General features: G+C 52.8%; 24 protein-coding genes. 15 read left to right on the forward strand and 9 right to left on the reverse strand.

Annotated features, from left to right (window positions below; all coding sequences use genetic code 11):
* Positions 1-24: 24 nt before the first annotated feature.
* From flgD to flgB, 3 genes are read right to left on the reverse strand one after another with little or no spacing between them, the layout of a single operon-like run.
* Entirely contained in the window at positions 25-723 is a 699-nt protein-coding gene (gene flgD / locus JM656_RS13140; RefSeq protein WP_192611874.1) for a flagellar hook assembly protein FlgD, read from the reverse strand.
* Positions 724-734: 11 nt separating this feature from the next.
* The gene (flgC, locus tag JM656_RS13145) at positions 735-1,139 is read right to left on the reverse strand and encodes a flagellar basal body rod protein FlgC (RefSeq protein WP_192611873.1); all 405 of its coding nucleotides are present in this window, start codon (positions 1,137-1,139) and stop codon (positions 735-737) included.
* A 3-nt stretch (positions 1,140-1,142) separates the two neighbouring features.
* On the reverse strand, positions 1,143-1,559 hold the full coding sequence (gene flgB / locus JM656_RS13150) for a flagellar basal body rod protein FlgB (protein WP_162378998.1): 417 nt from the start codon (positions 1,557-1,559) through the stop codon (positions 1,143-1,145).
* A 158-nt stretch (positions 1,560-1,717) separates the two neighbouring features.
* Between flgB and flgA the strand changes: the two genes are divergently transcribed.
* From flgA to flgN, 3 genes are all read left to right on the forward strand, one after another.
* Positions 1,718-2,377, forward strand: coding sequence for a flagellar basal body P-ring formation chaperone FlgA (flgA, locus tag JM656_RS13155; RefSeq protein WP_203358173.1), 660 nt, complete (start codon positions 1,718-1,720; stop codon positions 2,375-2,377).
* A 95-nt stretch (positions 2,378-2,472) separates the two neighbouring features.
* On the forward strand, positions 2,473-2,766 hold the full coding sequence (gene flgM / locus JM656_RS13160; RefSeq protein ID WP_203358174.1) for a flagellar biosynthesis anti-sigma factor FlgM: 294 nt from the start codon (positions 2,473-2,475) through the stop codon (positions 2,764-2,766).
* A gap of 4 nt (positions 2,767-2,770) precedes the next feature.
* On the forward strand, positions 2,771-3,193 hold the full coding sequence (gene flgN / locus JM656_RS13165; RefSeq protein WP_192611870.1) for a flagella biosynthesis chaperone FlgN: 423 nt from the start codon (positions 2,771-2,773) through the stop codon (positions 3,191-3,193).
* A 70-nt stretch (positions 3,194-3,263) separates the two neighbouring features.
* Here the strand turns inward: flgN and murJ are convergent, their stop codons facing one another.
* The 4 genes from murJ to rimJ all read right to left on the reverse strand — a co-directional run bounded on the left by murJ (position 3,264) and on the right by rimJ (position 7,156).
* The gene (gene murJ, locus JM656_RS13170; RefSeq protein WP_203358175.1) at positions 3,264-4,799 is read right to left on the reverse strand and encodes a murein biosynthesis integral membrane protein MurJ; all 1,536 of its coding nucleotides are present in this window, start codon (positions 4,797-4,799) and stop codon (positions 3,264-3,266) included.
* A gap of 167 nt (positions 4,800-4,966) precedes the next feature.
* Positions 4,967-5,890, reverse strand: a complete 924-nt coding sequence (locus JM656_RS13175) for a Gfo/Idh/MocA family protein (RefSeq protein ID WP_203358176.1) — start codon at positions 5,888-5,890, stop codon at positions 4,967-4,969.
* Position 5,891: 1 nt separating this feature from the next.
* Positions 5,892-6,545, reverse strand: coding sequence for a YceH family protein (locus JM656_RS13180; protein WP_203358177.1), 654 nt, complete (start codon positions 6,543-6,545; stop codon positions 5,892-5,894).
* 26 nt (positions 6,546-6,571) lie between these two features.
* Complete coding sequence (gene rimJ / locus JM656_RS13185; RefSeq protein ID WP_203358178.1) at positions 6,572-7,156, reverse strand: ribosomal protein S5-alanine N-acetyltransferase; 585 nt, start codon at positions 7,154-7,156, stop codon at positions 6,572-6,574.
* A 236-nt stretch (positions 7,157-7,392) separates the two neighbouring features.
* Here rimJ and mdtH point away from each other — a divergent pair, with 236 nt between their 5' ends.
* The 9 genes from mdtH to JM656_RS13230 all read left to right on the forward strand — a co-directional run bounded on the left by mdtH (position 7,393) and on the right by JM656_RS13230 (position 14,125).
* The gene (gene mdtH, locus JM656_RS13190; RefSeq protein WP_203358179.1) at positions 7,393-8,601 is read left to right on the forward strand and encodes a multidrug efflux MFS transporter MdtH; all 1,209 of its coding nucleotides are present in this window, start codon (positions 7,393-7,395) and stop codon (positions 8,599-8,601) included.
* Between the two features lie 143 nt (positions 8,602-8,744).
* Complete coding sequence (locus JM656_RS13195) at positions 8,745-9,305, forward strand: lipoprotein (protein WP_203358180.1); 561 nt, start codon at positions 8,745-8,747, stop codon at positions 9,303-9,305.
* Positions 9,306-9,409: 104 nt separating this feature from the next.
* Positions 9,410-10,456 carry a dihydroorotase gene (gene pyrC, locus JM656_RS13200; RefSeq protein WP_203358181.1) on the forward strand — a complete coding sequence of 349 codons (1,047 nt, stop codon included), beginning with the start codon at positions 9,410-9,412 and terminating at the stop codon, positions 10,454-10,456.
* Positions 10,457-10,531: 75 nt separating this feature from the next.
* Positions 10,532-10,777: a DNA damage-inducible protein I gene (dinI, locus tag JM656_RS13205; RefSeq protein WP_203358182.1), complete on the forward strand. Its 246-nt coding sequence runs from the start codon at positions 10,532-10,534 to the stop codon at positions 10,775-10,777.
* A gap of 288 nt (positions 10,778-11,065) precedes the next feature.
* Positions 11,066-11,320, forward strand: coding sequence for a biofilm formation regulator BssS (bssS, locus tag JM656_RS13210; protein ID WP_203361288.1), 255 nt, complete (start codon positions 11,066-11,068; stop codon positions 11,318-11,320).
* A 113-nt stretch (positions 11,321-11,433) separates the two neighbouring features.
* On the forward strand, positions 11,434-12,552 hold the full coding sequence (gene solA, locus JM656_RS13215; RefSeq protein ID WP_203358183.1) for an N-methyl-L-tryptophan oxidase: 1,119 nt from the start codon (positions 11,434-11,436) through the stop codon (positions 12,550-12,552).
* A 52-nt stretch (positions 12,553-12,604) separates the two neighbouring features.
* Entirely contained in the window at positions 12,605-12,718 is a 114-nt protein-coding gene (locus tag JM656_RS13220) for a YceO family protein (protein ID WP_162380555.1), read from the forward strand.
* 262 nt (positions 12,719-12,980) lie between these two features.
* Positions 12,981-13,553 carry a cytochrome b gene (locus JM656_RS13225; RefSeq protein ID WP_203358184.1) on the forward strand — a complete coding sequence of 191 codons (573 nt, stop codon included), beginning with the start codon at positions 12,981-12,983 and terminating at the stop codon, positions 13,551-13,553.
* Complete coding sequence (locus JM656_RS13230) at positions 13,550-14,125, forward strand: YceI family protein (protein ID WP_203358185.1); 576 nt, start codon at positions 13,550-13,552, stop codon at positions 14,123-14,125. Before JM656_RS13225 ends, JM656_RS13230 begins: the two co-directional genes overlap by 4 nt.
* Positions 14,126-14,175: 50 nt before the next feature.
* Here the strand turns inward: JM656_RS13230 and JM656_RS13235 are convergent, their stop codons facing one another.
* The gene (locus JM656_RS13235; RefSeq protein ID WP_203358186.1) at positions 14,176-15,228 is read right to left on the reverse strand and encodes a rhodanese-related sulfurtransferase; all 1,053 of its coding nucleotides are present in this window, start codon (positions 15,226-15,228) and stop codon (positions 14,176-14,178) included.
* A gap of 220 nt (positions 15,229-15,448) precedes the next feature.
* Here JM656_RS13235 and JM656_RS13240 point away from each other — a divergent pair, with 220 nt between their 5' ends.
* The 3 genes from JM656_RS13240 to JM656_RS13250 all read left to right on the forward strand — a co-directional run bounded on the left by JM656_RS13240 (position 15,449) and on the right by JM656_RS13250 (position 18,213).
* A complete protein-coding gene (locus JM656_RS13240; protein ID WP_203358187.1) occupies positions 15,449-16,369 on the forward strand; it encodes a Kdo(2)-lipid IV(A) acyltransferase in 921 nt (306 codons plus the stop codon).
* Between the two features lie 148 nt (positions 16,370-16,517).
* A complete protein-coding gene (gene mdtG, locus JM656_RS13245; protein ID WP_203358188.1) occupies positions 16,518-17,723 on the forward strand; it encodes a multidrug efflux MFS transporter MdtG in 1,206 nt (401 codons plus the stop codon).
* Between the two features lie 118 nt (positions 17,724-17,841).
* Positions 17,842-18,213 carry a MysB family protein gene (locus JM656_RS13250; RefSeq protein WP_203358189.1) on the forward strand — a complete coding sequence of 124 codons (372 nt, stop codon included), beginning with the start codon at positions 17,842-17,844 and terminating at the stop codon, positions 18,211-18,213.
* Here the strand turns inward: JM656_RS13250 and JM656_RS13255 are convergent, their stop codons facing one another.
* Positions 18,214-18,453, reverse strand: coding sequence for a YceK/YidQ family lipoprotein (locus tag JM656_RS13255; RefSeq protein WP_370552275.1), 240 nt, complete (start codon positions 18,451-18,453; stop codon positions 18,214-18,216).
* Positions 18,454-18,471 lie beyond the last annotated feature (18 nt).

Below are 18,471 nucleotides of genomic sequence, written 5' to 3' on the forward strand. Positions count from 1 at the left end.
CTTACTCCTGATAAGTGTGAAGGCTTAGATGATCTGCCGTACTTCGTCGAGTGTGGTGGTTCCGTAGGTCCCTAAATCCAGCGTGTTACCGCCATTGTTGCGGATAACGCCCTGTACCATCGCAAACTGCAACGGCTGTGCGACCAGTTGCGTGCTGCCGTTGCTGGCGGTGATCGCCACGTTGTAGGAGCCGTTCGGCGCGGTGGTCCCGTCGGTGAGAGTCCCGTCCCAGGTAAAGGTGTGCACGCCCGCCTTCAGTCCGCCGATATCAATAGTGCGAACCACTTTGCCGTCTTTATCGGTAATCGTGGCGGTGACTTTGTCGGCAGGTTGCTGTAGCTCAACGCCAAACGGCGTGGTGGTGGTGATGGCCTCTTCTTCGGTTCCTTTGCCTGCCAAAATGGTGGTGCCCGGAATCATGACCCCGTGACCAATCAGGGTGCTGGCCTGCATCGACTGACTGTTGTCGATCTGCCCTGAAATCGCCCCCAGCGTGGTGTTCAATTTTTCGATTCCGCTGACGGTACTGATCTGCGCCAACTGCGAGGTCAGCTCGTTGTTTTCCATCGGGTTCGTCGGATCCTGGTTTTTCAGCTGCGCCACCAGCAAGGTCAGGAAACTGTTTTGCAGATCGGCGGAATTGCTCCCGGTTAACGAACTGCCGCTACTGGCAGATTTGACGCCCGTGTTCGTCGGGTCATTCATATTGACGGCAATAGACATACGTGCCTCCTTTACTGGCCAAGTGTCAGCGTTTTAAGCATCATGCTCTTCACGGTGTTGAGTACTTCGACGTTTGCCTGGTAGCTGCGCGATGCCGACATGGTGTTCACCATCTCGCCAACCGTATCCACATTCGGCATCTTTACGTAGCCATTGGCATCGGCCAGCGGGTTGCCGGGTTCAAACACCAGTTTGTCTGGCGCCTGGCTTTCAATGACATCCGCTACCTTCACGCCGCCCGTCGCCGCACCGGGTGCTGCATCAACCTGAAAAACGACCTGTTTTGCGCGGTACGGCTGACCATCGGGCCCCGTCACGCTGTCGGCGTTCGCCAGGTTACTGGCGGCGACGTTGAGCCGTTTGGACTGCGCCGTCAGCGCCGAACCCGCAATATCGAAAATGTTTAACAGCGCCACGGATTAGTTCCCTCCCTGTAGCACGTTCATCATGCCTTTGATTTGGCTGCTCATTAGGGTGAGCCCCATCTGGTATTTCAGACTGTTGTCGGCAAACTGCGTACGCTCCCTGTCCATATCGACGGTGTTACCATCGAGAGAAGGCTGGTCTGGAATACGGTAGAGAAGATCCGCAGAGGGAGACGCCAGCGTCTGGGCCGGAATGTGTTGCGCAGAAGTCAGCGCCAGTGAAACACCGCTGGTTTCGGCCCTTCCTTGCACCATCACTTTTTTGAGTTCACTGGCAAAATCCATGTCTCGCGCCTGATACCCCGGCGTATCAGCGTTGGCAATATTCGCCGCCAGCACCTCCTGACGTTGGGCACGCAAATTGAGCGCTTCTTGTTGAAAACGTAAGGCGGCATCGAGCTTGTCGAGCATATCTACCCCGCAAATGACAAAATTCAGCCGACAGCTTAAATCCCATCACGCGCGCGTTATCGCCGGAATAAACGCAAAATGCGTCGCTATTTGTTCCGTTGATGGCGGCGGCACACAGGTAGAATCCAGCCATTGCTTACAACAGGCGGGAGATGACGATGCAAACGTTAAAACGGGGAATCGCTGTGATGGCGCTGCTCTTCAGCCCCCTGGCGATGGCGCAGGACCTGAATGCGCAGCTGACTGACTGGTTTTCGGCGCGTCTGGTAGGGTTTAGTGATGAGGTGGTCGTCACCCTTCGCACATCGCCCACGTTACCTGCACAGTGTGAGCAACCGGCGCTGAGTGTGCCGGGCAGTGCGAAATTATGGGGTAATGTGAACGTGCTGGCGCGCTGCGGCAATGAAAAACGTTACCTTCAGGTCAACGTCCAGGCGACCGGCAACTACGTCGTAGCCGCCGTTCCCGTCGCTCGGGGTGGAAAACTGGGCCCGGCCAGCGTCACGCTAAAACGCGGACGTCTGGATCAGTTGCCGCCGCGCACGGTGCTGGATATCAATCAGATTCAGGATGCCGTCAGTTTGCGCGATCTCGCTCCCGGTCAGCCCGTACAGCTCACCCAACTGCGCCAGGCCTGGCGAATAAAAGCCGGTCAGCGCGTGGTGGTGATCGCCAGCGGCGATGGGTTTAGCGTCAATGCGGAAGGTCAGGCATTGAACAATGCCGCCGTTGCGCAAAGCGCGCGTGTCCGCATGCTGTCAGGCCAGGTGGTCAATGGAACCGTCGACCCTGATGGGAATATTCTTATTAATCTATAATACGTTAAAGATTTTGTCGTGGCTGCCGATATGAATAATCAACGAAATAATGATAGCTGGTCGCTACTACGCAACCCCTCGATGAGGAAAATAACATGAGCATTGACCGTACCTCACCTTTGAAACCCGTTAGCACTGTCCAACCGCGCGACACCGGCGACACGCAGGTACAAAAAACGCGTCAGGAAAAAACATCGACGACGAAGAGTGCCAGTGTGACGTTAAGCGATGCTCAGGCGAAGCTGATGCAACCCGGTTCCAGCGATATCAATATGGAACGCGTTGAAGCACTGAAAACGGCGATTCGTAACGGTGAACTCAAAATGGACACCGGCAAAATTGCCGACGCATTGATCCGTGAAACACAGAGCTACCTGCAGAGTAAATAAAAGTATGACTCGTCTGTCAGAAATACTGGATCATATGACGGCCGTCCTCAATGACCTGAAAACGGTGATGGATGCCGAGCAGCAGCACTTATCTGCGGGTCAGATTAACGGTAGCCACTTACAACGTATTACAGAAGAAAAAAGCTCGTTGCTGGCCACCCTGGATTATCTGGAACAACAGCGTCGTCATGAACAAGCGGCGCAGAAAAGCGCAAATGATGATTTTGCCGAGCGCTGGCAGGTTATTACTGAGAAAACGCAGCACCTTCGCGACCAAAACCGACACAACGGCTGGCTGCTGGAAGGGCAAATCGCACGTAATCAGCAGGCGCTTGACGTACTCAAACCCCATCAGGAACCGGCGCTGTATAGCGCCAACGGTCAGACATCCTCTTCCCACCGCGGCGGTAAAAAAATCTCTATCTGATTGCCGGTTGGCAATCATCCCCTGTCAGACCTGCGTTTTGCAGGTCTGACAGGCAGTATCACTTCGCTTATCACGCCGTCCGGCGGACAAACTCTTTCACTTTAAATCCGAGAATGGCAAGCGCTGCAAAATAGGCCGCGATACCCGCCACCACCACCGCCATTAAGCGTAACAGACGCCACAGCATGGTCCCCTGCGACCACTCCGGCATAATAGAGAGCATGCCTACCAACGCCGCTGACATCACCAGCACGGAAATCACCAGACGGGTCAGGAACCACATCCAGCCCGGTTGAGGGGTGAAGATCTTTTGCTTACGCAACTGCCAGTACAGCAGAGACGCATTCAGACACGCCGCCAGACCAATCGACAGCGACAACCCCGCATGTTTCAACGGGCCAATAAACGCCAGGTTCATCAGCTGCGTCATAATCAACGTCACGATGGCAATTTTGACTGGCGTTTTGATGTCCTGGCGCGAATAAAAACCGGGTGCCAGCACTTTCACCACAATTAGGCCGATCAAACCGACCGAATAGGCCACCAGCGCCCGTTGCGTCATCGCCGCATCCATCGCGGTGAATTTTCCGTACTGGAACAGCGAAACGATCAGTGGCTTCGACAGAATGCCCAGCGCCACCGCGCTCGGTAACGCCAGCAGGAAGCAGAGACGCAATCCCCAGTCCATCAGGCGGTTGTATTCATCGTGGTTGCCGCTGGCGAAGCTTTTCGACAGCGATGGCAGCAGAATCGTCCCGAGCGCCACGCCCAGTACGCCGGACGGGAATTCCATCAGTCGGTCAGCGTAATACATCCAGGAGACCGACCCGGACGCCAGAAACGAGGCGAAAATGGTGTTGATGATTAGCGAGATCTGGCTCACGGAGACACCGAGAATCGCCGGTCCCATCTGTTTCACCACCCGCATAGAGCCGGCATCGCGGAAGTTAATACGCGGCAATACCAGCATGCCGATTTTCTTCAAATGCGGCAGTTGATAAACCAGTTGTAAAACACCGCCAACCGTGACCGCCCAGGCCAGCGCTAAGACCGGCGGGTCAAAATACGGCGCCGCAAACAACGCGAAGCCGATCATGCTGACGTTCAGAAAGGTAGGCGCAAACGCCGGAATCGAAAAACGGTTCCAGGTATTGAGGATTGCCCCGGCTAATGACGCGAGCGAGATCAGCAAGATATAAGGAAAGGTAATTTGCAGCAGTTGGGTGGTGAGGGCGAATTTATCTGCCGTGTTCGCAAACCCTGGGGCCGTGACCATTATCACCCACGGCGCGGCCAGCATACCCGCCACGGTCACTACCGCCAGCGCAAGGGTCAGCAAACCTGAGACATAGGCAACAAATACCCGGGTCGCGTCTTCACCCTGTTTGCTTTTATATTCCGCCAGGATAGGCACAAACGCCTGAGAAAACGCCCCTTCGGCAAAGATACGGCGCAACAGGTTGGGTAATTTGAATGCCACAAAGAAGGCATCGGTGGCCATTCCGGCACCAAAAATTCTGGCGACAATAGCGTCACGCGCAAAACCGAGCACACGTGAAAACATGGTCATTGAGCTAACGGCAGCCAGTGATTTTAATAAATTCATGTATGTTTTATTCCAGACTCTACGGCAAAACGCCTGCAAAGCAGGCGTTGGAAGAGGCGTAATATCAAGTGGGGTATAGTCTACCTGGATTAAGATGAATTACTACCGCCAGATGTTACAGGGTCTGCAGCCCCTGCATTTTCTGAACGCCTCAAAAAACTGTCACCCTATTCGCTGATCGCATCGCGCCACAGTTTCTCCACGACACGCTGCGCCAGAATCGCCTGTTCACCGGCGGTTTCCGGAACCGTCTGATTTTCCACGCATTCAATAAAATGACGCGCGCATCCGGTAAATCCACGCTGCTCTAACGTGGTTTGCCAGCCGGGAATCGGTTTGTGCACCACGCCCTGCCCACGCTCTTCACGCCATTCGCGCATGTCCGTCACCTCATAAACGCCCCCGTCGGTCACCGCCTGTACAGATTCGCGTTGACTCCCGGCACGTCGATGCATGCTGGTGGTGATTTGTAGCTGTTCTGCCGCAAAATGGTGCTCGGCGTACAGCATCTCCCCCGCATCTGTGGTCAGCAACGTGCCGCTTTTCAGTTGTGATGCGCCCCCCGCCAGCCACAGCGCCGTGTCGACCACGTGCAGATAATCATCGAGGAGTGTAAAACGCAGATCGTGCGGCCCAACGCTGTCAGCGCGGTGCTTATCCATGCGTAAGGAGGTCGCTGTTGAGAGTTGCGCCTTTAAATCGCGGTACAGCGGCGCAAACCGACGGTTAAACCCGACCATCAGCGTCAGTTTTTTGCGGGCCGCCAGTTCGACCAGCCGCTCGGCATCACGCAGCGTTTCCGCCAGCGGTTTGTCGACACAAACGTGCACCCCGGCATTCAGTAATTCGCTGACCACCTGGTAGTGGGTCTCCGTGCTGGAGTGAACAAAAACAGCGTCACAGGTTGATGCCAGATTCACCAGTGAGTCGGCGTAAGGTATCCGCCAGCTTTCGCAAATACGCAATGCTTTGTCCCGTGATGGGGACCAGGCGCCCTGTAACGTCCAGTCACCGGAGGTTCCCAGCACCGGCAGCCAGGCTTTTTGCGCGATCCCGCCCAGCCCTACCACGCCAATCCGCAATTTTTTCACCTTAGTCTCCCAGATGCGCCAGCAACGAATCGAGCCGCTGTTTCAGCTCCGCCACTTCACTCTCCAGCGCCTCTACGCGGGCGTGCAGATCGGCAGAACCCGCCTGCGCCTGCTGTTCATCCGCCGGGGCGGCCTGTTCATCCACCTCACCACAAAACAGATGCATATAACGACTTTCACGCTTACCCGGTTCACGCGCCAGACGAATCACATACGGGCCATCTTCCCGGGAGGCTAGTTTCTCCAGCGTGGCTTCCACTTCCGCCATATCGCTGAATTCATACATACGGGAGGCACGGCTGCGCAGTTCACCCGGCGTTTGCGCACCGCGCAGGAGCAGCGTGGTCACGACGGCGACTTCGCCCGCACTCAACTTTAAATTGCCAAATTCGGAGTTGCAAAAGCGCTGCTCATACTTGGTGACGCGATTGCCAAACCCGCTCACCGTGCGCAGAAAATGGCGTTTGACCAGAGCATCAAGCTGCTGCTGGACCTCATGCTCCGATAAGTTCATCACCGGTTCACGGTTGGTTTTTTGATTGCAGGCCACCACCACGCCGTTCACCGACAGAGGATACTGTTCAGGCGTCGTCACCTGTTTTTCAAGCAGACAGCCAATCACTCGCGCTTCAGTGGCGGTTAATTCATATTTCATTGTCTTTCTCCATCGCGTCCAGAGGATTAACGTCCGGGGGTCCATTCAGTTGTTGTCAACGCCGTCAGCACGTGATCGCGCCATTGCCCATCAATCAACAGGTAATCTTTCGCGTACCCTTCTTTTTCAAAACCGAGTCGCGCCAGTAAATCGCCACTACGGTTATTGTGCGGCATATAATTTGCCATAATCCGGTGCATGTGTTGTGTGCGTTGCATATAACGAATTGCCGAGCTTAAGGCTTCGAACATCAGCCCCTTTCCCTGCCACTTCTGGGCAATGGAATATCCCAGATAGCACGCATGAAACGAACCGCGTACCACGTTGGAAAAATTCGCTACGCCAATAATTTCTTTTTCGTCCGGATCGAGCAGCGCAAAATAGAATGCCGTACCCTGCTTATGAAACTCAGCGATCATACTCAGCCGCGTCTGCCAGCCCGACGGAAAGCAGTGACTTTCATCGCGGATGGGTTCCCAGGGTTTTAAAAAATGACGATTTTCTGCGTAATAATCTGCCAGACGCCAGGCATCACGCTCATGCACTAAACGCACGACCAGACGGTCGGTTGTTAAGCGCACTTTTGGCACGTTACTGCGATAGCCAAACATTCTATACCCACTCCTTCCCGTAACGTCTTCACACCCCTGATAACGTTACTATACCTGCGGCCACGCACTCTGTGAAAAGTGCAAATAGCCATTTTTTGGATTATTCACACATTTTGATGAAATCTCTCTATCAAGACGGACTCTTGATAAAAAAATATTGTCCCCGCGAGGGTGGGAAAAGCCCTGGCGACACCGCAGAATAGAAGGTGCACATCTTTTATTTCCCGGGAGGGGAAATGTCGCGCGTCTCGCAGGCGAGGAACCTGGGTAAATATTTCCTGCTCATCGATAATATGTTGGTGGTGTTGGGTTTTTTTGTCGTGTTCCCGCTTATTTCCATTCGATTCGTCGATCAAATGGGATGGGCCGCCGTCATGGTGGGGATTGCGCTCGGCCTGCGCCAGTTTATTCAACAAGGGTTGGGTATATTTGGCGGGGCCATCGCCGACCGCTTTGGCGCCAAACCGATGATCGTCACCGGCATGCTGATGCGCGCAGCCGGATTCGCCACCATGGGCATTGCCCAGGACCCCTGGCTGTTGTGGTTTTCCTGTTTCCTCTCCGGTTTGGGCGGCACACTGTTTGATCCGCCACGCTCCGCGCTGGTGGTCAAACTGATCCGCCCGGAACAGCGTGGCCGGTTCTTCTCTTTGCTGATGATGCAGGACAGCGCGGGCGCGGTGATTGGCGCATTACTGGGCAGTTGGCTGCTACAGTATGATTTTCGTCTGGTCTGCGCGACCGGCGCGGTACTGTTTGTTCTCTGCGCCGCGTTCAACGCCTGGCTGCTCCCGGCCTGGAAGCTTTCGACCGTGCGTACCCCCGTCCGTGAAGGGATGGGGCGCGTCATGCGGGACAAACGGTTTGTAACCTATGTTCTGACGCTGGCAGGGTATTACATGCTGGCGGTTCAGGTGATGTTAATGCTGCCCATCATGGTCAATGATATCGCAGGTTCCCCGGCCGCCGTGAAATGGATGTACGCCATTGAAGCGTGCCTGTCACTGACCCTCCTCTACCCCATTGCGCGGTGGAGCGAAAAACGTTTCCGTCTCGAACACAGGTTGATGGCTGGCCTGTTGTTAATGTCGCTCAGTATGCTGCCTATTGGACTGGTGAGTGATTTGCAGCAACTCTTCACGCTGATTTGCACATTCTATATCGGTTCCATTATTGCAGAACCCGCCCGTGAAACGCTCAGCGCGTCACTTTCAGATGCTCGTGCGCGCGGCAGCTATATGGGCTTTAGCCGTCTGGGGCTCGCCATTGGCGGGGCGATTGGCTATATCGGCGGCGGCTGGTTGTTCGATATGGGCAAAATCATGGACCAGCCCGAACTGCCCTGGGTCATGCTGGCGATTATCGGCGTTATCACCTTTCTGGCATTGGGATGGCAATTTAGCCATAAACGCACCCCGAACGGAATGCTGGAGCCGGGAGCCTGATTGATGTCCGGTTCACTGCTGAAAAAAACGGCTGTTGCATTGGGCGGCCGTTATTTCAGTTTTTTCTGCTGGCGCGTTGCGTGCTGGTGCCACATGCTGCTTTGTGTCAGGATTACAACACGGGCATCATGTTGAGGAACCCCATGAAAAAGATTTTTTTTGCCGCTGCGTTATTGGTTAGCGGCCTGTTGGTTGGCTGTAATCAACTCACACAGTACACAATCAGTGAACAAGAGATTAACCAGGCACTGGAGAAACGGAATAACTTTTCCAAAGATATTGGCTTACCCGGCGTTGCCGACGCGCATATTGTGCTCTCCAACCTGAGCAGCCAGATCGGTCGGGAAGAGCCCAATAAAGTGACGCTCACCGGCGATGCGAATCTCGATATGAGCTCATTGTTTGGCAATCAAAAAGCCACCATGAAACTGAAGTTGAAAGCGTTGCCGGTCTTTAACAAAGAGAAAGGCGCCATTTTCTTACAAGAGATGGAAGTGGTGGACGTCACGGTAACGCCGGAGAAAATGCAGCCGGTATTACAAACGCTGATGCCGTATCTCAACCAGTCGCTGCGCAATTATTTTAATCAGCAACCGGCCTATGTTCTGCGGGAAGACAGCAGCGAAGGCGAAGCGTTAGCGAAAAAATATGCCAAAGGGATTGAGGTGAAACCGGGTGAAATCGTCATCCCCTTCACCAATTAACGTTCAGAGGGCGCATTAGCGCCCTTTTTTTTCGTGCAAACGAAAACGTTTCCGCATATCCTTTGTTTCCGGCAAAAAGACCATCCCTCAGCCGGAGCATATTGATGACAGCACCATCCCAGGTTTTAAAGATCCGCCGCCCAGACGACTGGCACGTTCACCTTCGCGATGGCGACATGTTAAAAACCGTCGTGCCCTACACCAGTGAAACCTATGGTCGCGCGATCGTGATGCCTAACCTGGCGCCGCCCGTCACCACCGTTGACGCGGCTATTGCGTACCGCCAGCGCATTCTTGATGCGGTTCCGCAAGGACATGATTTTACACCGTTGATGACCTGCTATCTGACGGACAGCCTGGATCCCAATGAGCTTGAACGCGGATTCAATGAAGGCGTTTTCACTGCCGCAAAACTCTACCCGGCCAATGCCACCACCAACTCAAGCCACGGGGTTACGTCCACCGACGCTATCATGCCCGTTCTTGAGCGTATGGAAAAACTGGGGATGCCGCTGCTGGTTCACGGCGAAGTTACTCATGCGGAGATCGACATATTCGATCGCGAGGCTCGCTTTATCGACAGCGTCATGGAGCCATTGCGCCAACGCCTGACGGCGCTCAAAGTGGTCTTTGAGCACATCACGACCAAAGACGCGGCAGAGTATGTTCGCGACGGCAACGAGCTGCTGGCGGCAACGATTACGCCTCAACATTTGATGTTTAACCGCAACCACATGCTGGTTGGTGGCATTCGCCCGCACCTGTACTGTTTGCCGATCCTCAAACGCAATGCCCACCAGCAGGCATTGCGTGAACTGGTTGCCAGCGGTTTTAACCGCGCTTTCCTGGGAACAGACTCGGCGCCGCACGCGCGTCATCGTAAAGAGACCAGCTGTGGCTGCGCGGGCTGCTTTAACGCCCCAACGGCGCTCGGCAGCTATGCGACCGTCTTTGAGGAGATGAATGCGTTAGAGCACTTTGAAGCATTTTGCTCACTGAACGGTCCGCAGTTCTATGGTCTGCCCGTCAACGATACCTACATTGAACTGGTACGCGAAGAGCAACACATTCCGGAAAGCATCGCCCTGACAGACGATACACTGGTGCCTTTCCTGGGTGGCGAAACGGTACGCTGGTCGGTAAAAAAATAAAAAAAGTGTGGCCAACTGTTGTCACCGGGATATTTTAACTGTATAAATATCCAGTATATTCAACAGGGGGCCATTATGCGTATTGAAGTCACCATTGCAAAAACTTCTCCTTTACCGGCTGGCGCGATAGACGCGCTGGCCGGTGAACTCTCCCGTCGTATTCACCACTATTTTCCGGATAACGAAGGCAACGTCACCGTTCGGTATGCTGCCGCTAACAATTTGTCGGTCATTGGCGCGACAAAAGAAGATAAAGCGCGCATCAGCGAAATCCTGCAAGAAACGTGGGAAAGCGCGGATGACTGGTTTATCAACGAATAAAAAATGATATGCAGTAATCTTCATTTTGCCGGGTCGCCCCGGCTTTTTTATTTACGCAACTGTTCGGATTTTAATCTCTTTCTCAACTTAAATGCACAATATGCAAATAAAGCATGAACTACATGCTGTTTTATTGTTCATCTAATTCTTAAAAAGCAGAAATTTATGCTGCTCCCTCTTTAAATTTTCAGTGAATACCCTTATTTATTGATATACTGAAGTTGCTTCAGATAAAACACGCATTGAACCTCGAAAACCGTTGTCTAGTAACACGTATTAGGGGGCATGATGGAAAAGAATAATGAAGTCATTCAGACTCATCCGCTTGTAGGATGGGACATCAGCACCGTTGATAGCTATGATGCGCTGATGCTGCGTTTGCACTACCAGACCCCGAATCGCCCTGACCCGGATGGAACTGAAGTTGGTCAGACGCTCTGGTTAACCACTGATGTTGCCAGACAATTTATTTCGATATTAGAAGCAGGAATCGCCAAAATTGAATCTGGCGATTACCAGATAAATGAGTATCGTCGTCATTAACGTGACGAGGACCTCCTCCCAAAGGCACCTTCACGGTGCCTTTTTTAATTCCTTGTTGAATAACGCCGGTCAGTTATTTACCCTGCAATCATCGTGATAGCAGAGAGAAGCTGATGAACTACGATTTAATCATTATTGGCAGCGGTTCCGTTGGCGCGGCCGCCGGGTATTACGCCACGCGTGCTGGCTTAAAGGTGCTGATGACCGATGCGCACATGCCGCCACATCAGCAGGGTAGCCACCACGGCGACTCCCGATTAATTCGCCACGCCTACGGTGAAGGCGAAAAATACGTTCCGCTGGTGCTGCGGGCGCAAACACTGTGGGACGAACTGTCCACACGCAATGAAGATCCCATCGTTATACGCTCAGGGGTTATCAATTTCGGCCCATCCGACTCCACTTTTCTGGCCAATGTGGCGCAGAGTGCGCAACAGTGGCAGTTGAACGTCGAGCGACTGGACGCCGCCGCGATGATGGCCCGCTGGCCTGAGATCCGCGTACCGGAGAACTACATCGGCCTGTTTGAAGCAGATTCCGGGTTTTTACGTAGTGAATTAGCCATTAAAACCTGGGTTCGCCTGGCGGAAGAAGCCGGTTGCGCACAACTCTTTAACTGCCCTGTCTCTGCCATTCATCATCATGATGACGGCGTGACGGTCGTGACCGCCGATGGGGAATATCACGCGAAGAAAGCGCTGGTCAGCGCCGGTACCTGGGTTCAGGCACTGCTCCCCGAACTGCCTATCCAGCCCGTGCGGAAAGTGTTCGCGTGGTATCAAGCGGATGGCCGCTACAGTATCAAAAATAACTTCCCGGCATTTACTGGCGAATTACCTAATGGTGATCACTATTACGGTTTTCCTGCCGAAAATGACGAGCTGAAAATCGGTAAGCATAATGGCGGCCAGCTGATTCACTCCCCGGAAGAACGTAAACCGTTTGCTGCCGTCGTCAGCGATGGTTCAGAAACCTTCCCATTCCTGCGCGCCATTCTGCCGGGAGTTGGCTGTTGTCTGCACGGTGCTTCCTGCACGTACGACAACTCCCCTGATGAAGATTTTATTATCGACACCCTGCCTGGACACGAGAACACGCTGATTATCACCGGACTTAGCGGTCATGGTTTCAAGTTTGCCTCTGTACTGGGAGAGATTGCGGCTGATTTTGCGCAGGATAAACCGTCAGCCTTTGATCTGACGCCATTTCGACTGTCACGCTTTACGGAATAATGACTTAATGGCCTCGGTATGGAGGCCATTTCTTTTTAAGAGGTATCCGCCTGTGCTTCGTTTATTTCATTATCTGGTCAACAATATTCGTGAACACTTTATGCTTTACGTTATTTTGTGGTCGCTGTTGGCAATTATGGATGTTATTTATATCCTGTTTTTCTAAGTCAGAACTATTGACATAAATTGACAAAAGTTGATATTTCTCTAAATTTAGTTTAGATAATTTGAATAACCGAAAAGCCCCCTAACCTGCACAAACAATGAGAACTTACGTACAGTTTCTCGAAACTTCTGATGCTGACATTCAGGTTAAATCAAATTTATTGAAGTAAAAATAAATATCATTCATATTGTTATTTTTTGGTTGCAATAATCCCCTCAACACGCCATTTTCATTCACTCTTGAAATATTCATTGGTGTGTCTATGCAATTCACTAATACCCCACAACGCTATGGCGTGATTTCTGCTGCGCTGCACTGGCTGATAGCCGTCGTGGTCTACGGCATGTTCGCATTGGGTCTGTGGATGGTGACGCTCAGCTATTATGACGGCTGGTACCATCAGGCGCCGGAGCTGCATAAAAGCATCGGGATCCTGCTGATGATGGGACTGGTTATCCGGGTTGTCTGGCGGTTCATCTCGCCGCCTCCCGCCGCCCTCAAAAGCTACTCACGCCTGACGCGCCTCGGCGCAACGCTTGGACATATCACCTTGTATGCCCTGCTGTTTAGCATCGTGCTCAGCGGCTATCTGATCTCCACCGCAGACGGTGAACCGATTAGCGTGTTTGGCTGGTTTGAAATCCCGGCCACCCTTGCCGATGCCGGCGTACAGGCCGATCTTGCCGGAAGCCTGCATCTGTGGTTTGCCTGGGGCGTTGTGATTTTGTCTCTGCTACACGGGCTGATGGCCCTCAAACATCATTTCATCGATAAAGACGACACCCTTAATCGCATGTTGGGAAAATCGTCATCTGACTATGGAGTTCAAAAATGAAAAAAAGCCTGCTGGGAGTCACTCTCGCCTCTTTGTTGTTCACCGCCGGTTCTGCCGTTGCTGCAGACTATAAGATTGATAAAGCGGGACAACATGCCTTCGTTAACTTCCGCATCCAGCATCTGGGTTACAGCTGGTTATACGGCTCTTTTAAAGACTTCGACGGGACATTCACCTTTGATGAAAAAAATCCGGCCGCGGATAAAGTCAATGTGACGATTAACACCAATAGCGTTGATACTCACCACGCCGAACGTGACAAGCATCTGCGTAGCGCCGACTTCCTGAACGTCGCAAAATTCCCACAGGCGACCTTCACCTCTACCAGTGTGAAGAAAGACGGCGATGAGCTGGATATCACCGGCAACCTGACGCTCAACGGCGTGACCAAACCAGTAACACTGGAAGCGAAGTTGACAGGCCAGGGCGATGACCCCTGGGGTGGAAAACGCGCAGGCTTTGAAGCGGAAGGAAAAATTAAGCTGAAGGACTTCAACATCACCACCGATCTCGGCCCGGCTTCCCAGGAAGTCGATTTGATTATCTCTGTCGAAGGCGTTCAGCAGAAGTAACCGGTTGAGAAATGCCGGATAACGTGTTTGCTCCGTTATCCGGCTAAACGTTATTCCGCTGGATCCGGGATACCCAGTTTTGTATTCAGGCGACCGCGTGATTTATTGAAGATTTTATTGCCGTTTTCACGGCCCGCACGCCGCCGACGCTGTTCTTCTTCCGGTAACGCACTCTCTTCACAACAGAGATCGCTGCAACAGCCCTGATACTTCTCAGCGCAGGCTGGACACTGAATAAACAGCAGATGGCAGCCATCGTTTCGGCAATTGGTATGACTGTCGCACAACACGCCACACTGGTGGCAATGGGCAATCACCTTTTCAGAAATTCGCTCTCCCATACGCTCATCAAAAACAAAATTCTTACCGATAAAGCGAACCGGAAGCCCCTGTTCACGCGCCCGGCGCGCATATTCAATAATGCCACCTTCAATATGCCAAACCTTGCTAAAACCGTTATGTTTCATCCAGGCGCTGGCTTTTTCACAGCGAATACCACCGGTGCAGTACATCACGATTTTTTTGTCTTTGTGTTCCTGCATCATCTCGACCGCTTTCGGTAACTGCTCGCGGAAGGTGTCTGCGGGGATTTCCAGCGCGTTCTCAAAATGGCCCACTTCGTATTCGTAGTGGTTACGCATGTCGATGAACACCGCATCGGGATCGTCCAGCATGGCGTTCACTTCAGCCGCCTTCAGATAGTCTCCCACGTCGCTGGCATCAAAGCTTTCATCCTCAATACCGTCGGCCACAATCCGATCGCGCACCTTCATACGCAGTACCCAGAATGATTTACCGTCATCATCCAGAGCAATGTTAAGGCGCAGTCCGGCAAGTGCGGGATCAAAGGCGTAAAGTTGTTCACGGAAGGCATCTACATGGCTTTGCGGAACGCTGATTTGCGCGTTAATACCTTCATGAGCCAAATAAACACGCCCGAAGACATTCAACGCCGTGAACATCTGGTACATCGCATCACGCGTGCTTTGCGGGTCCGCGATAGTGAAATATTTGTAAAAGGAGATCGTTGTACGCGGTTCTGTCTCAGCCAGCATCCTGGCTCTGAGCGCATCATTCGATATGCGGTTGTGTAACACTGGCATGGTGTACGTATCCTGCGATTGATAAAAATGAAAATCGGGCGGCATCATAAAGCAAACCTCGCCAATTTACATCCACACATTTTGCGCTACATTTCAGGCTTCGCATTTAAAAAACTACCAACAATTGCCGTTTTTATCACCATTCTATAGCCGCAAATTTTTGCTACGCGCGAAAAAATGCAACAATACAGGGAATTGTTCGTTTATAGACAGGATAGACATGACGAATTTACCCAAATTCTCCGCCGCATTACTCCATCCACGTTATTGGTTGACCTGGCTGGGCGTAGGCGTTCTTTGGTTGGTTGTACAACTGCCCTACCCGATTATCCACAAACTGGGCTGTGGATTAGGTCATCTGGCGCTGCGATTCATGAAGCAACGCACCAGAGTGGCATACCGTAATCTGGAACTCTGCTTTCCACAAATGAGTGAGCAAGAGCGCCACCAGATGGTGGTCAAAAATTTTGAGTCCGTGGGTATGGGATTGATGGAAACCGGCATGGCCTGGTTTTGGTCAGACCGTCGGATGTCCCGCTGGACTGAAGTGATCGGCATGGAGCATATTCGCGACGTTCAGGCACAAAAACGCGGGATCCTGCTGGTTGGCATGCATTTTTTGACACTGGAGATCGGAGCCCGCATGTTTGGCCTGCAGGAGCCCGGTATCGGCGTCTATCGACCAAACGACAATCCGCTGCTGGACTGGCTGCAAACCTGGGGACGCCTGCGTTCCAATAAATCCATGCTCGATCGTAAAGACCTGAAAGGCATGGTCAAAGCGCTGAAAAAAGGGGAAGTCGTCTGGTATGCGCCGGATCATGACTACGGCCCGCGATCCAGCGTATTTGTTCCCTTTTTTGCAGTAGAACAAGCCGCTACTACATCCGGAACCTGGATGCTCTCCCGTATGTCGAATGCCTGCCTGGTGCCTTTTGTTCCGCGCCGTAAACCTGACGGCAAAGGGTATCAACTGATTATGTTACCGCCAGAGTGTTCTCCGCCTCTGGATGATGCCGAAACCACCGCGGCCTGGATGAATAAAGTGGTTGAGAAGTGCATCATGATGGCTCCCGAGCAGTATATGTGGCTACATCGTCGCTTCAAAACGCGCCCTGAAGGCGTCCCCTCCCGCTATTAAACTGCACACGCAGCCCTTTATGGGCTGCACAACTCGCCTTTTAGCTTTAAAAGCGCCCGTCCATTGCAGCGCCCCTGATGCAGGCGCATAATTAGCGTGCTTATTTTTATTCATCAGCGCGCCACCGCGCCTCGCACAGTGGAAAGCTATGTCACCCTCAGATGATGTTCCCATAAACTGGAAACGCAATCTCACCGTTGCCTGGCTGGGCTGTTTTTTAACCGGGGCGGCATTTAGCCTGGTCATGCCATTCTTACCGCTTTACGTCGAACAGCTCGGCGTGACGGGTCATAGCGCCCTTAACATGTGGTCAGGTCTGGTGTTCAGCATCACCTTTTTGTTTTCCGCCATTGCCTCCCCCTTCTGGGGCGGACTGGCGGATCGTAAAGGTCGTAAAATCATGCTGCTGCGTTCCGCGTTGGGTATGGCTATCGTGATGGTGTTCATGGGGCTGGCGCAAAATATCTGGCAGTTTCTCGTCCTGCGGGCCTTATTGGGTCTGCTGGGTGGATTTATCCCCAACGCTAACGCGCTGATCGCCACGCAGGTTCCCCGTCATAAAAGCGGTTGGGCACTTGGCACGCTCTCTACCGGGGGCGTCAGCGGTGCATTGCTCGGCCCGCTGGCGGGCGGATTACTGGCGGACCATTACGGTCTGCGTCCGGTTTTTTTCATTACCGCCAGTGTGTTGTTTTCCTGTTTTTTACTGACGCTCTTTTTTATTCGCGAACATTTTCAGCCGGTCAGCAAAAAAGAGATGCTCCGCCTTCGCGAGGTCGTCGCCTCACTGAAGAACCCGCGATTGGTGCTGAGTCTGTTCGTCACCACCCTGATTATTCAGGTTGCCACTGGCTCTATTGCGCCGATCCTCACACTGTATGTACGTGAGTTAGCGGGTAACGTCAGCAATATTGCGTTTATTAGCGGCATGATTGCTTCAGTCCCAGGCGTCGCGGCCTTACTCAGTGCCCCCCGGCTCGGTAAACTCGGAGACCGAATTGGGCCGGAGAAAATCCTGATCGTTGCGCTGGTGATTTCGGTGTTGCTGTTAATCCCTATGTCCTTTGTACAGACCCCCTGGCAACTCGGGATCCTGCGCTTTTTACTGGGTGCAGCGGATGGTGCCCTGCTTCCTGCCGTCCAGACGTTGCTGGTGTATAACTCGACCAACCAGGTGGCCGGTCGGATCTTCAGTTACAACCAGTCTTTTCGCGACATCGGTAATGTCACAGGACCGCTGATGGGTGCCGCTATCTCGGCAAATTACGGTTTCCGCGCCGTATTTTGCGTTACCGCTGTCGTGGTGCTGTTCAACGCCCTCTACTCCTGGAACAGCCTGCAGCGACGCCGGTAAGTGTCTGGAGCACGCCGCATCTCAGACATCTGAATGATTTTTGCGCATTCATACTTGCAAAACCAAAGAATCAGCTATTATTTCCCTGAATACCTCGTCAAATCAAAGGGAGACACTGATGACCATGTATGCCACGCTGGAAGAAGCCATCGACGCAGCCCGTGAAGAATTTCTGGCTGACTCAGGCCTCGAGCAAGATGAAGCGAATGTTCAACAGCTCAACGTGCAAAAATACGTACTGCAGGATGGCGACATCATGTGGCAGGTCGAATTTTTTGCCGACGACGGTGAAGAAGGTGAATGTCTGCCCATGCTAAGCGGCGAAGCGGCGCAATGTGTCTTTGACGGCGATTATGATGAGATTGAGATTCGACAGGAGTGGCAGGAGGAGAATACCCTTCATGAATGGGATGAAGGCGAATTCCAGCTTGAACCGCCACTTGATACCGAAGAGGGGCAAACCGCCGCCGATGAATGGGATGAGCGCTAGTTATTCATAGGGGCCGTGGTGAATATCCAGCGGGAGCAACAGCGTATCAAACACCAGGGAAAAGGGCAGATCGAGAATGGTGACATAGCGCCATGCCGAATCCCGAACATCCCACTGCACACCGGGATAGTATTGGTTGCCATGCCCCTGACCGGGAATGGTTCTGCTAATAATGCTGCCGCAACCGCTGAGTAACAGCACCATGATGCCTACTGCCAGTGTTCGCACTGGATACCTCATCAATCATTTATTGAGTCC

This window comes from Citrobacter sp. R56, assembly GCF_016811995.1.
Classification (GTDB): domain Bacteria; phylum Pseudomonadota; class Gammaproteobacteria; order Enterobacterales; family Enterobacteriaceae; genus Citrobacter_D; species Citrobacter_D enshiensis.

Bases quoted from the DNA above. Each gene is read 5' to 3' on its own strand.
- JM656_RS13250 (WP_203358189.1), top strand. From the start codon at position 17,842: ATGACCATGTATGCCACGCTGGAAGAAGCCATCGACGCAGCCCGTGAA.
- JM656_RS13225 (WP_203358184.1), top strand. From the start codon at position 12,981: ATGCAATTCACTAATACCCCACAACGCTATGGCGTGATTTCTGCTGCG.
- JM656_RS13230 (WP_203358185.1), top strand. From the start codon at position 13,550: ATGAAAAAAAGCCTGCTGGGAGTCACTCTCGCCTCTTTGTTGTTCACC.
- flgM (WP_203358174.1), top strand. From the start codon at position 2,473: ATGAGCATTGACCGTACCTCACCTTTGAAACCCGTTAGCACTGTCCAA.
- mdtG (WP_203358188.1), top strand. From the start codon at position 16,518: ATGTCACCCTCAGATGATGTTCCCATAAACTGGAAACGCAATCTCACC.
- flgD (WP_192611874.1), bottom strand. From the start codon at position 723: ATGTCTATTGCCGTCAATATGAATGACCCGACGAACACGGGCGTCAAA.
- rimJ (WP_203358178.1), bottom strand. From the start codon at position 7,156: ATGTTTGGCTATCGCAGTAACGTGCCAAAAGTGCGCTTAACAACCGAC.
- flgB (WP_162378998.1), bottom strand. From the start codon at position 1,559: ATGCTCGACAAGCTCGATGCCGCCTTACGTTTTCAACAAGAAGCGCTC.
- solA (WP_203358183.1), top strand. From the start codon at position 11,434: ATGAACTACGATTTAATCATTATTGGCAGCGGTTCCGTTGGCGCGGCC.
- murJ (WP_203358175.1), bottom strand. From the start codon at position 4,799: ATGAATTTATTAAAATCACTGGCTGCCGTTAGCTCAATGACCATGTTT.
- bssS (WP_203361288.1), top strand. From the start codon at position 11,066: ATGGAAAAGAATAATGAAGTCATTCAGACTCATCCGCTTGTAGGATGG.
- JM656_RS13240 (WP_203358187.1), top strand. From the start codon at position 15,449: ATGACGAATTTACCCAAATTCTCCGCCGCATTACTCCATCCACGTTAT.
- flgN (WP_192611870.1), top strand. From the start codon at position 2,771: ATGACTCGTCTGTCAGAAATACTGGATCATATGACGGCCGTCCTCAAT.
- dinI (WP_203358182.1), top strand. From the start codon at position 10,532: ATGCGTATTGAAGTCACCATTGCAAAAACTTCTCCTTTACCGGCTGGC.
- JM656_RS13235 (WP_203358186.1), bottom strand. From the start codon at position 15,228: ATGCCAGTGTTACACAACCGCATATCGAATGATGCGCTCAGAGCCAGG.
- JM656_RS13255 (WP_370552275.1), bottom strand. From the start codon at position 18,453: ATGAGGTATCCAGTGCGAACACTGGCAGTAGGCATCATGGTGCTGTTA.
- pyrC (WP_203358181.1), top strand. From the start codon at position 9,410: ATGACAGCACCATCCCAGGTTTTAAAGATCCGCCGCCCAGACGACTGG.
- JM656_RS13195 (WP_203358180.1), top strand. From the start codon at position 8,745: ATGAAAAAGATTTTTTTTGCCGCTGCGTTATTGGTTAGCGGCCTGTTG.
- flgA (WP_203358173.1), top strand. From the start codon at position 1,718: ATGCAAACGTTAAAACGGGGAATCGCTGTGATGGCGCTGCTCTTCAGC.
- mdtH (WP_203358179.1), top strand. From the start codon at position 7,393: ATGTCGCGCGTCTCGCAGGCGAGGAACCTGGGTAAATATTTCCTGCTC.
- JM656_RS13180 (WP_203358177.1), bottom strand. From the start codon at position 6,545: ATGAAATATGAATTAACCGCCACTGAAGCGCGAGTGATTGGCTGTCTG.